The sequence below is a fragment of the Pseudomonas sp. PDNC002 genome (assembly GCF_016919445.1).
Classification (GTDB): Bacteria; Pseudomonadota; Gammaproteobacteria; order Pseudomonadales; family Pseudomonadaceae; genus Pseudomonas.
The window spans coordinates 5,123,235-5,135,250 of sequence record NZ_CP070356.1; the positions used below are offsets into that span (position 1 = coordinate 5,123,235).

General features: G+C 65.2%; 9 protein-coding genes. 7 read left to right on the forward strand and 2 right to left on the reverse strand.

Annotated features, from left to right (window positions below; all coding sequences use genetic code 11):
- Position 1: 1 nt before the first annotated feature.
- A complete protein-coding gene (locus tag JVX91_RS23020; protein ID WP_205336418.1) occupies positions 2 to 661 on the reverse strand; it encodes a GntR family transcriptional regulator in 660 nt (219 codons plus the stop codon).
- Between the two features lie 183 nt (positions 662 to 844).
- Here JVX91_RS23020 and JVX91_RS23025 point away from each other — a divergent pair, with 183 nt between their 5' ends.
- The 5 genes from JVX91_RS23025 (at position 845) to guaD (ending at position 8,567) form a co-directional block, all read left to right on the forward strand.
- Positions 845 to 1,981: an alkane 1-monooxygenase gene (locus JVX91_RS23025; protein ID WP_205336419.1), complete on the forward strand. Its 1,137-nt coding sequence runs from the start codon at positions 845 to 847 to the stop codon at positions 1,979 to 1,981.
- 318 nt (positions 1,982 to 2,299) lie between these two features.
- On the forward strand, positions 2,300 to 3,763 hold the full coding sequence (xdhA, locus tag JVX91_RS23030) for a xanthine dehydrogenase small subunit (protein WP_205336420.1): 1,464 nt from the start codon (positions 2,300 to 2,302) through the stop codon (positions 3,761 to 3,763).
- Positions 3,756 to 6,146 (forward strand): xanthine dehydrogenase molybdopterin binding subunit, encoded by a 2,391-nt coding sequence (gene xdhB / locus JVX91_RS23035; RefSeq protein ID WP_205336421.1) that lies wholly within the window; start codon positions 3,756 to 3,758, stop codon positions 6,144 to 6,146. The genes xdhA and xdhB overlap by 8 nt, the downstream gene beginning before the upstream one ends.
- Positions 6,147 to 6,328: 182 nt before the next feature.
- Positions 6,329 to 7,180: a xanthine dehydrogenase accessory protein XdhC gene (xdhC, locus tag JVX91_RS23040; RefSeq protein WP_205336422.1), complete on the forward strand. Its 852-nt coding sequence runs from the start codon at positions 6,329 to 6,331 to the stop codon at positions 7,178 to 7,180.
- An 82-nt stretch (positions 7,181 to 7,262) separates the two neighbouring features.
- Complete coding sequence (guaD, locus tag JVX91_RS23045) at positions 7,263 to 8,567, forward strand: guanine deaminase (RefSeq protein WP_205336423.1); 1,305 nt, start codon at positions 7,263 to 7,265, stop codon at positions 8,565 to 8,567.
- Between the two features lie 187 nt (positions 8,568 to 8,754).
- On the opposite strand, the gene JVX91_RS23050 is transcribed toward guaD, so the two are convergent.
- Complete coding sequence (locus JVX91_RS23050; protein WP_205336424.1) at positions 8,755 to 9,177, reverse strand: universal stress protein; 423 nt, start codon at positions 9,175 to 9,177, stop codon at positions 8,755 to 8,757.
- A 165-nt stretch (positions 9,178 to 9,342) separates the two neighbouring features.
- On the opposite strand from JVX91_RS23050, the gene JVX91_RS23055 reads away from it, so the two are divergent.
- Together JVX91_RS23055 and JVX91_RS23060 are read left to right on the forward strand one after the other, a co-directional pair.
- Positions 9,343 to 10,266 (forward strand): LysR family transcriptional regulator, encoded by a 924-nt coding sequence (locus tag JVX91_RS23055; protein ID WP_205336425.1) that lies wholly within the window; start codon positions 9,343 to 9,345, stop codon positions 10,264 to 10,266.
- Positions 10,267 to 10,429: 163 nt separating this feature from the next.
- Entirely contained in the window at positions 10,430 to 12,013 is a 1,584-nt protein-coding gene (locus JVX91_RS23060; protein ID WP_205336426.1) for an MFS transporter, read from the forward strand.
- Positions 12,014 to 12,016: the final 3 nt, after the last annotated feature.

Below are 12,016 nucleotides of genomic sequence, written 5' to 3' on the forward strand. Positions count from 1 at the left end.
CTTATCGTTCAGCCAGAGCGGCCAGGACCAGTTGGCTGTTGTGGCGGCCGTAGTCGAGCAACACCGCGCGAATACCGGCTTCGTCGCGTCCCACCACCGCGCGCAGCAGGTGTTCGAAGCTGACGATGAACTGACTCATCTCGCCTTTGCGGCGCTCCAGGGCCAGATGATAAGTGCGACTGATGGCCGGCAGGAGATTTTCCACGGTTTCCTGCAGGTAGGGGTTGGCGGCGAATGGGAAGGCGGCGCGCATGATGTCGAAGCTGGACTCGACGAAGGCGTTGATGTCGCCGCGTTCGAGGTTGTCCAGCAGGCGTTGCTGGATTGCCATGAATGGCGCCAGATCGGCCTCCTCGCGCCAGGTCCGGGCCACGCTACTGGCGAGCATGATGTACAGCTCGATGACCAGCGAATAGAGGCTTTCGACGTGGGCGGCGGACAGTTCCGATACCTGCGCGCCCCGGCGCGGCAGGATCACGACGAGATGGCGGCGCTCGAGGATCAGCAGCGCTTCGCGGACCGAGCCACGGCTGACGTTGAGAGTCTGGGTGACCTTCTGTTCCTGGATGCGCTCGCGTTCCTTGAGTTCGCCCCGAATGATGCGTTCGGCAAGGTGATGCGCGATCTGCTCAGCCAGGCTGTCCGGGGCCTTGAACGTCATGGTTGTCCTTAAGAATCGGGGCGCTTTCGAGGGGGTGATGCGGGGGCGAAGTGTAACACAGGGTGTTACCGCGCCATCTCCTGCGCCAGGGGGACGACTGAACAAAGGTTGGTGCGTATCACCGCCGGATCAGGCGCAGGATTGTCCGACAATCCTACACAAGAGACGTATCGGGAGTCGTCCATGTTCGCTTTGTTCCTTTCCTCTGCCTGGATGTTGCGTCTCAAGAAAGCCGGCTACTGGATCTGGCTGGTTCCCGTCTTCGGGATTCCCGTCAGCTACTGGTGGTCCTACGGTAGCGAGTATCCCAATGCCTGGCCCTGGCTGGTGATCACCGTGGTGTTCGGGGTAATCCCGCTGCTGGACTTCGTGGTCGGTCGCGACCCGGCCAATCCGGATGAGATCGAGGAAGTCCCGCCCATGGAGCGCGAGGGCTACTACCGCTTCCTCAGCCTGCTGACGGTGCCGCTACTGTTGGGCATGCTGGTCTACGGCGGCTGGGTGCTGGCCACTTATGACGCCTGGAGCTGGGTCGGCCAACTGGGCTGGATTCTCTCGGTCGGCACGGTGATGGGCGCCATCGGCATCACCGTCTCCCACGAGCTGATCCACAAGGACCCGGAGCTGGAGCAGAACGCCGGCGGCCTGTTGCTGGCGGCGGTGTGCTACGCGGGCTTCAAGGTCGAGCATGTGCGCGGCCACCATGTGCATGTCTCAACGCCGGAAGACGCTTCGTCGTCGCGCTACGGCCAGAGCCTCTACGCCTTCCTGCCCCACGCCTACAAGCACAACTTCCTCAATGCCTGGAGGCTGGAGAGCGATCGGTTGAAGCGCAAGGGCCTGCCGGCGCTGCACTGGCGCAACGAGCTGATCTGGTGGTACGTGATCAGCGCGCTGTTCCTGGTCGGCTTCAGCATCGCCTTCGGCTGGATCGGCGCGGTCTACTTCATCGGCCAGTCGGTGATGGCGTTCACCCTGCTGGAGATCGTCAACTACGTCGAACACTACGGCCTGCACCGGCGCCGCCTGGAAACCGGGCGCTACGAGCGGACCACCCATGAGCATTCCTGGAACAGCAACTTCCTGCTGACCAACCTGTTCCTCTTCCACCTGCAGCGCCATTCCGACCACCACGCCAACGCCAAGCGCCGCTACCAGGTGCTACGGCACTTCGACGAAAGCCCGCAACTGCCCAATGGCTATGCCGGGATGATCGTCCTGGCGCTGTTCCCGCCGCTCTGGCGCGCAGTGATGGACCGCCGCGTGCGGGCCTATTACGCCGGTGAGGAATACCAGCTGAGCGCCACCCAGCGAGCCTGATCGACGAGTTCCACGCCTTGGCGGCAAGCCCTACCCCGGCTTGCCGCCTTTTTTCTTTCCGCTGACCTTGTAGGAGCGAGCTTGCTCGCGAAGCTCTTCGCCCCTTAAAAGCCGGCCGACCGGCACGGCGCACGTGTCTGCAACGGCGGTTCGCGAGCAAGCTCGCTCCTACGAGAAGCCTCTCTCTCCATACCACTTGTCATGCCGGAAAAACTTTCTGACCTTTCGGACAGAAATTTTATTGACTCAAAAGTCAGCTTTCCATAAATTCGCCATCCAGTGCCCTACCAAAAACAAGAATCAGCCTGGAGGCAAGCCTTGATCAGGTTCCTGCTCAATCGCGAGCTGCGCGTCGAAGACCGCCTCGATCCCAATCTCACCGTGCTCAACTACCTGCGCCAGACCCTGGGCAAGACCGGCACCAAGGAGGGTTGCGCCTCCGGTGACTGCGGCGCCTGCACCGTGGTGGTCGGCGAGCTGGTCGGTGAAGAAGGTGCCGAGCGCATCCGCTACCGCACCCTCAACTCCTGTCTCACCTTCGTTTCCTCGTTGCACGGCAAGCAGCTGATCAGCGTTGATGACCTGAAACACCGCGGCGAACTGCACGGCGTACAGCAGGCCATGGTCGACTGCCACGGCTCGCAGTGCGGCTTCTGCACCCCCGGCTTCGTCATGTCGCTGTTCGCCCTGCAGAAGAACACCGCCGGCGAAAACGCCGAGGAGCGCAAGGCCGAAGCCCATGAAGCGCTGGCCGGCAACCTGTGCCGCTGCACCGGCTACCGTCCAATTCTCGATGCCGCCGAGCAGTCCTGCTGCCAGAAGCGCCCCGACCAGTTCGACGTCGCCCAGCCGGAAATCATCGCCCAGCTCAAGGCCATCGCGCCCAACGAAACCGCCGAGCTCAACAGCGGCGACAAGCGCTGCCTGCTGCCGCTGACCATCGCCGACCTGGCCGATATCTACACCGCCAACCCGCAGGCGCGCCTGCTGGCCGGCGGCACCGACCTGGCCCTGGAAGTCACCCAGTTCCACCGCGAACTGCCGGTGATGATCTATGTCGGCCACGTTGAGGAAATGAAACGCGTCGAGGTCTTCGACGACCGCATCGAGATCGGCGCGGCGACTCCGCTGACCGATTGCTATGAAGCGCTTTCCCGCGACTACCCGGACTTCGGCGAGCTTCTGCACCGCTTCGCCTCCCTGCAGATCCGCAACCAGGGCACCCTGGGCGGCAACATCGGCAACGCATCCCCCATCGGCGACTCGCCGCCGCTGCTGATCGCACTCGGCGCGCGCCTGGTGCTGCGCAAGGGCGCCGAGCGCCGCGAACTGCCGATCGACGAATACTTCATCGACTACAAGGTCACCGCGCGCCAGGAAGGCGAGTTCATCGAGCAGGTGATCATCCCCCGTCCGCAGGCCAGCCAGGCGTTCCGCGCCTACAAGGTCTCCAAGCGCCTGGACGACGACATTTCCGCCGTGTGCGCCGCCTTCAGCGTCACCGTCGAGAACTGCAAGATCACCGCCGTGCGCACCGGTTTCGGCGGCATGGCGGCGATTCCGAAGCGCGCCAAGGCCTGCGAGGCCGCGCTGCTCGGCCAGACCTTCAACAGCGCCACCTTCGAACGCGCCGCACAGGCCCTGAGCGAAGACTTCGCGCCGCTCACCGACTTCCGTGCGAGCAAGGAATACCGCCTGCTCACCGCGCAGAACCTGCTGCGCAAGTGCTTCCTGGAACTGGAAGCCCCTCAGGCCGTGACCCGGGTGACCCACTATGCATAAGCCCCAGAAGAGCCAGGAAGAACTCACTGCACTGTTCCGCGCCGACCTGACCACCGGCGTCGGCCGCAGCGTCAAGCACGAGAGCGCGCCCAAGCACGTCAGCGGCGAAGCGCAATACATCGATGACCGCCTGGAATTCCCCAACCAGCTGCACGTCTACGCCCGCATGAGCGATCGCGCCCACGCGCGCATCACCAGGCTGGACGTCAGCCCCTGCTACCAGTTCCCCGGCGTCGCCATCGCCATCACCAAGGATGACGTACCCGGCCAGCTGGACATCGGCCCGGTGATCGCCGGTGACCCGCTGCTGGCGGACGGCAAGGTCGAGTACGTCGGCCAGATGGTCATCGCCGTCGCCGCCGACAGCCTGGAAACCGCGCGCAAGGCCGCCATGGCCGCGATCATCGAGTACGAGGACCTGGAGCCGGTGCTCGACGTGGTCGAAGCACTGCGCAAGAAGCACTTCGTGCTCGACAGCCACCAGCACAAGATCGGCGACTCCGAGGCCAAGCTCGCCACCGCGCCGAACCGCATCCAGGGCACCCTGCACATCGGCGGCCAGGAGCACTTCTACCTGGAGACGCAGATTTCCTCGGTGATGCCCACCGAAGACGGCGGCGTGATCGTCTACACCTCCACGCAAAACCCCACCGAAGTGCAGAAGCTGGTCGCCGAAGTGCTGGGTATCTCCTTCAACAAGGTGGTCATCGACATGCGCCGCATGGGCGGCGGCTTCGGCGGCAAGGAAACCCAGGCCGCTGCGCCTGCCTGCCTGTGCGCGGTGATCGCGCGCCTGACCGGCCGACCGACGAAGATGCGTCTGCCGCGCGTCGAAGACATGCAGATGACCGGCAAGCGCCACCCCTTCTACGTCGAGTACGACGTGGGCTTCGAGGATGACGGCCTGCTGCACGGCATCAACATCGAGCTGGCCGGCAACTGCGGCTACTCGCCGGACCTCTCCGGCTCCATCGTCGACCGCGCGATGTTCCACTCGGACAACGCCTACTTCCTTGGCAACGCCACGGTGAACGGTCACCGCTGCAAGACCAACACCGCGTCGAACACCGCCTACCGCGGCTTCGGCGGCCCGCAGGGCATGGTCGCCATCGAGGAGATCATGGACGCCGTCGCGCGCCATCTGGGCAAGGACCCGCTGGAAGTGCGCAAGCGCAACTACTACGGCAAGGACGAGCGCAACGTCACCCACTACTACCAGCAGGTCGAACACAACCTGCTGGAGGAAATGACCGAGGAACTGGAAGCCAGCGCCGAGTACGCCAAGCGCCGCGCCGAGATCCGTGCGTTCAACGCCAGCAGCCCGGTGCTGAAGAAAGGCCTGTCGCTGACCCCGGTGAAATTCGGCATCAGCTTTACCGCCACCTTCCTCAACCAGGCCGGTGCGCTGATCCACATCTACACCGACGGCAGCATCCACCTGAACCACGGTGGCACCGAGATGGGCCAGGGCCTGAACACCAAGGTCGCCCAGGTGGTCGCCGAGGTCTTCCAGGTCGACATCGACCGCGTGCAGATCACCGCAACCAACACCGACAAGGTGCCCAACACCTCGCCGACCGCCGCGTCCTCCGGCGCCGACCTGAACGGCAAGGCCGCGCAGAACGCCGCCGAAATCCTCAAGCAGCGCCTGGTGGAGTTCGCCGCCAAGCACTGGAAGGTCACCGAGGATGACGTCGAGTTCCGCAATAACCAGGTGCGCGTGCGTGACCTGATCCTGCCGTTCGAGGAACTGGTGCAGCAGGCCTACTTCGGCCAGGTATCGCTCTCCTCCACCGGTTTCTACCGCACGCCGAAGATCTACTACGACCGCAGCCAGGCGCGCGGCCGGCCGTTCTACTACTTCGCCTATGGAGTGTCCTGCTCGGAAGTGATCGTCGACACCCTCACTGGCGAGTACAAGATGCTGCGCAGCGACATCCTCCACGACGTCGGCGCTTCGCTGAACCCGGCCATCGACATCGGCCAGGTGGAAGGCGGCTTCGTCCAGGGCATGGGCTGGCTGACCATGGAGGAGCTGGTCTGGAACGCCAAGGGCAAGCTGATGACCAATGGCCCGGCGAGCTACAAGATCCCGGCCATCGCCGACATGCCCATCGACCTGCGGGTGAAGCTGGTGGAAAACCGCAAGAACCCGGAACAGACGGTGTTCCACTCCAAGGCCGTCGGCGAGCCGCCGTTCATGCTGGGCATCTCGGTGTTCTGCGCGATCAAGGACGCCGTGGCGAGCCTGGCGGACTACCGCGCCCAGCCGCAGATCGACGCCCCGGCCACTCCCGAGCGCGTGCTCTGGGGCGTGGAGCAGATGCGCAAGCTGAAGCTGGCCCAGGCCGAGAAAGCACCGGCTCAGGTCGAGCCGGCGTGATGTGACCATGGGGCACCGCTGGCAGGGAGAGACGTCCCCACTTCCGTCCTCCGCCCTGCCAGCGGCGCCCCACCCTTCAAAGAACCTGTAGGAGCGGACCTTGTCCGCGATAGCCGAATGATCCGGCGCGATTCGCGGATGAGATCCGCTCCTACACGCAGCATCCTTCCGAGGATTTGACGATGAACTGGATCAGTGCCCTCGCCGACCTGCAACAGCGCGCCGAAGCCAGCGTGCTGGTGACCATCATCGAAGAACGCGGCTCGACCCCGCGCAACGCCGGCTCGAAGATGGTCGTCAGCGCCGACAAGATCTACGACACCATCGGCGGCGGCCACCTCGAATTCAAGGCCATGGCCATCGCCCGCGAAATGCTGCTGGCCCGCGAGCGCGAGCCGAAGCTGGAACGCTTCAGCCTCGGCGCCAGCCTCGGCCAGTGCTGCGGCGGTGCCACCGTGCTGCTGTTCGAACCCATGGGCCAGCCCCAGGCGCACATCGCCGTGTTCGGCGCCGGCCATGTCGGCCGCGCCCTGGTACCGCTGCTTGCCAGCCTGCCGTGCAAGGTTCGCTGGATAGACTCTCGAGAAACCGAGTTCCCCGAGCACATCCCCGAGGGCGTGACCCGCGCGATCAACGAGGATGTGATCGACGAAATCGACGAGATGCCCGCCGGCAGCTATTTCATCGTCATGACCCACAACCACGCCCTGGACCTGGAGCTGACCGCGAAGATCCTCGAGCGCAACGACTTCACCTACTTCGGCCTGATCGGCTCGGACACCAAGCGCGCCAAGTTCGAACACCGCTTGCGCGACCGAGGTTTCGCCGCCGACACCGTGCAGCGCATGCGCTGTCCCATGGGCATCAGCGAAGTGAAGGGCAAGCTGCCGGTGGAGATCGCCGTGTCCATTGCCGGCGAAGTCATCGCCACCTACAACGCCACCTTCGGTCAGGAGACCGGCAAGGGCGAGAACACCGTGGCCAAACTGTTACCCAACAGCCGCCGCGCGCGCACCGCAGAAAGCGGCGCCTGAAATTCCGTAGCATGGGCGCCTGCCCATCCCGCCCCGGCGCCTGCGAGCGCCCCGGCCCCGAAACACGACTGAAGAGAGATCGATGAGCACTCAAGCCAAAGCCTACCGCGCCAGCATCCTGCACAGCGTCGCCGACCCGGCCGAAGTCGGCGTGGAGCAGTCCTACCAGTATTTCGAGGACGGCATCCTGCTGGTGGAAGACGGCAAGGTCGCCCGCCTCGGCCACGCCGCCGAGCTGCTGCCGCAACTGGGCGGCGTGGAAGTGGCCGAGTACCGCGACGCGCTGATCACCCCCGGCTTCATCGACACCCACATCCACTACCCGCAGACCGGCATGATCGCCTCCTACGGCGAGCAGCTGCTGGACTGGCTGAACACCTACACCTTCCCCACCGAGAAGCAGTTCGCCGACCCGGCCCACGCCGCTGATGTCGCCGGCATTTTCCTCAAGGAACTACTGCGCGCCGGCACCACCACCGCGCTGGTGTTCGGTACCGTGCACCCGCAGTCGGTGGACGCGCTGTTCGGCGCCGCCGAGAAGCTCAATCTGCGCCTGATCGCCGGCAAGGTGATGATGGACCGCAACGCGCCGGACTACCTGACCGACACCGCCGAAAGCAGCTACACCGACAGCAAGGCGCTGATTGAGCGCTGGCACGGCAAGGGCCGCCTGCTCTACGCAGTGACCCCGCGCTTCGCCCCAACCAGCACCCCGGAACAGCTCGACGCCGCCGGCCGCCTGCTCAAGGAATTCCCGGGCGTGTACCTGCACACGCACCTGTCGGAAAACCTCAAGGAAATCGAGTGGGTCAAGGATCTGTTCCCGGAGCGCAAGGGCTACCTGGACGTCTACGACCACCACGGCCTGCTCGGCCCGCGCTCGGTATTCGCCCATGGCGTGCACCTGTGCGACGGCGAATGCCAGCGGCTGTCGGAAACCGGCTCGGCCGTGGCCTTCTGCCCGACGTCCAACCTGTTCCTCGGCAGCGGCCTGTTCGACCTGGCGAAGCTGGAGAAATACAAGGTGAAAGTTGGCCTGGGCACCGACGTCGGCGCCGGCACCAGCTTCTCCCAGCTGCAATCGCTGAACGAGGCCTACAAGGTCATGCAGCTGCAGGGCATCAAGCTCGACCCGTTCAAGTCGCTGTACCTGGCCACCCTCGGCGGCGCCCGCGCGCTGGAACTGGAAGACAAGGTGGGCAGCTTCGCCCAGGGCAACGAGGCCGACTTCGTGGTCCTCGACTACAAGGCCACCCCGCTGCTGGACTACCGCCTGCAGCAGGCCAAGACCCTGGAAGAAAAACTCTTCGCACTGGTCATCCTCGGCGACGACCGTACCGTGAAGGAAACCTTCGCGCACGGCCGCAACGTGCATCGCCGCGGTTGACCCCTTACGGCTTCGGCGCCGGGGCCTCGCTCAGGACCAACCCGGCGCCGGGGCCGCTTTTCTTTCCGGCGACCCAGCGCTCTGCGCGCCGCAGCTTTCCCGTAGGAGCGGACCTTGTCCGCGAAATCTCAACGCTGGGGCAGGGACTTCGCGGATAAGATCCGCTCCTACAAAAGCAGCATTCTTGTTACTCCCGCACCTCGACCAGCACCGGGCACGGCGCCCGCTCGATCACCCGCTGCCCCACCGATGGGTCGAGCAAGCGCTCGATACGCCCCAGGTGCCGGTGACCGATCACGATCAGGTCGCACTCCAGCCGCTCCGCCTCGCGCAGGATCGCGCGGGCCGGATCGCCCGCCACCACTGCCCCCGTCGCCACGCACGGCTGCAACTGCGCCACAGCGTCATCCACCAGCGCCTGGGCTTCGTGCTGCTCCTGCTCCGCCGGCGGGTACTCCAGCGCATCCTGGCGTGGCATGGCGAAGGCGCGGTCCACGGCGCATACCACATGCACCGCCGCATCGTTGCAGCGCGCCAACTCTGCAGCGCTGGCGATGATCCGAGGCGACTGCGCCGCGCCGTCGATGGCCAGCAGAATCCGTTTGAACATGCCTTTCTCCTTCGTAAAACGAAATCCGCCGCCATTCTTCGGGCCAGGAGGCAGACCGTAAAGGCACGCAAAACGTAATGGACCATTGCGTCAAACGCACGCTTGCCCATCCGGCCCATCGCAATGGAACATGGATGGCATCGCGCCAACCTTTTCGGAGTCGTCATGGCCCTGCCCGATCTCAACCTGCTGGTCGCCCTCAATATCCTGCTGGAAGAAGGCAGCGTGGTTGGCGCCGCGCGGCGCATGCACCTCAGCGCGCCGGCAATGAGCCGCACCCTGTCGCGCATCCGCGAAGCGGTGGGCGACCCGATCATGGTTCGTGCCGGGCGCAACCTGGTGCCGACACCCCGCGCCCTGCAATTGCGCGAGGAAGTCAGTGACCTGGTGGAACACGCCATGCGCCTGTTCAACGCCAAGGAAAACCTGCGCATGGACCAGCTCGAACGCTGTTTCGTGCTGCGCTCCAACAACGTGCTGGTGGGCGGCTTCGCTTCGCGCATGCTGGCAGTGATGAAGGAAGAAGCGCCGCGCTGCAGCCTGCGCATCGCTCCCGAAGCCGACTTCGACGACGAAGCCCTGCGGCAGAACCGCATCGACCTCTACATCGGCGCCACCTCGACGCTGGAGCCGGAAATCCGCACGCAGACGCTGTTCACCACCAACTTCGTCGGCCTGGCGCGGCGCGACCATCCGATCTTCGACGACGAGATCACTCCGGAACGCTTCGCATCCTTTCCGCAGATCAGCGTCTCCCGCCGCGGCCGAACCATCGGGCCGATCGACGAGGAGCTGGCGAACCTGGGCCTGCGCCGCGAAATCCGCCTCACCGCGCCGACCTTCCACTCCTCGATCTTTGCCCTGCTGGAGTCCGACCTGGTACTGCCCATCGCCGAGCATTCGCTGTGGCGCCTGGACCGCCTGGGCTTCGCCCTGCGCCAGTTCGACATTCCGCTGCCGCTGAAATCCGTGGTGATCCTCCAAGCCTGGCATCCACGCTTCGACAACGACCCGGCACACAGCTGGCTGCGGCAGACGGTGAAGCGTGTGTGCATCGAATTGCGCGAGAGCTCCGGCCTGCTGAGCTGATCGCGCAATCAGTGCGCAAGACGCACTGATTAGCTGCAATCATTTCAATTTCCACAGCTATCGACCTTCCCTAGACTCGGTCGCAAATACCCGAGTTGATTCCTATGCCTTGCACAGTACCGCCTACCGGCGGCGGCATCGGCCACCCCCGTGGAGGCCGGCCATGACCGCGCTCGCCCCGATTTCCGCCACCAGTCCGCAACCAGCCAAGCCCGCCGCGCCAGCCGCTGCCCAGCCGTTCGGCCTGCGCATCGTGGTCGGCATGATTGGGGTGCTGATCGCCTCTCTCAGCGCCGGGCTCAACGAGAAGGTCACCGACCTGGCGATGATCGACGTGCGCGGCGCGCTGTCCATCGGCCACGACGAAGGTACCTGGCTGATCGCCCTGTATTCGGCGGCGCAAGTGGCGGCCATGGCCTTTGCGCCCTGGTTCTCCGTTACCGTATCGCTGCGCCGCTTTACCCTAGGCGCCATTGCCGCCTTTGCCCTGCTGGCACTGCTCTGCCCCTTTGCGCCGAACGTCGAGACGCTCTACCTGCTGCGCCTGCTGCAAGGCTTCGCCGGCGGCTGCATGCCGCCGATGCTGATGACCGTGGCGCTGCGCTTCCTGCCGCCGGGCATCAAGCTTTACGGCCTCGGTGCCTACGCGCTGACCGCCACCTTCGCGCCCAACCTGGGTATGCCCCTGGCCGCGTTGTGGACCGAGTTCGTCGGCTGGCAGTGGGTGTTCTGGCAGGTCATTCCACTCTGCGCCGTGGCGCTGGCCGCCGTCGCCTGGGGCATCCCGCAGGACCCGCTGCGCCTGGAGCGCCTGCGCCAGTTCGACTATGTCGGCCTTGCCCTCGGCTGGCCGGGCATCCTGATGCTGGTGATGGGCCTGTTGCAGGGCGAGCGCCTGGACTGGTTCGAGTCGGACCTGATCACCCTGCTGGTGGTCGGCGGCGCCGGGCTGCTGGTGGCGTTCTTCATCAACGAGTGGACGCATCCACTGCCCTTTTTCCGTCTGGACATCCTCAAGCGGCGCAACTTCACCCACTCGCTGATTACCCTGGCCGGCGTACTGGTCGTGCTCGGCGCCTGCTCCGGCGTGCCGGCGTCCTACCTCGCCTCGGCCCACGGCTACCGCCCGCTGCAATCCGCCCCCATGGCGCTGCTGGTGGCGCTGCCTCAGCTGATCTCGCTACCGCTGATCGCCGCGCTGTGCAACATCCCCCGCGTGGATTGCCGCTGGGTATTGGCCATCGGCATCAGCCTGTGCGGTCTGTCGGCGTTCGGCATGAGCCAACTGACCAGTGAGTGGACGCGGGAGAACTTCTACTGGCTCCTGGCGCTGCAGATCATCGGCCAGCCAATGGCCGTGGTGCCGCTGCTGATGTCCGCCACCAGCGTGGTAGCGCCGATCGAAGGGCCGTTCGCCTCGGCCTGGTTCAACAGCGTGCGCGGCTTCTCCGCGGTGCTGGGCAGCGCCATCGTTTCGTTCCTCATGACCTGGCGCGAGCACTATCACTCCAACCGCCTGGTCGACCACCTGGGCAACGCCCAGCAGGCCCTCGGCCTGCGCCTGGAGCAACTGGGCGGCGCCGAGAACGTCGGCCGCCTGGCTGGACAGGTGCGCGGTCAGGCCGGCGTGCTCGCCGCCTCCGACACCCTGCTGGCGATGTCCTGGCTGGCCGCCGCCCTGCTCGTCCTGATTCCGCTGATGCCGCTACGGGTCTACCCGCCGCGTCCCGTCATCCCCAACCACTGATTC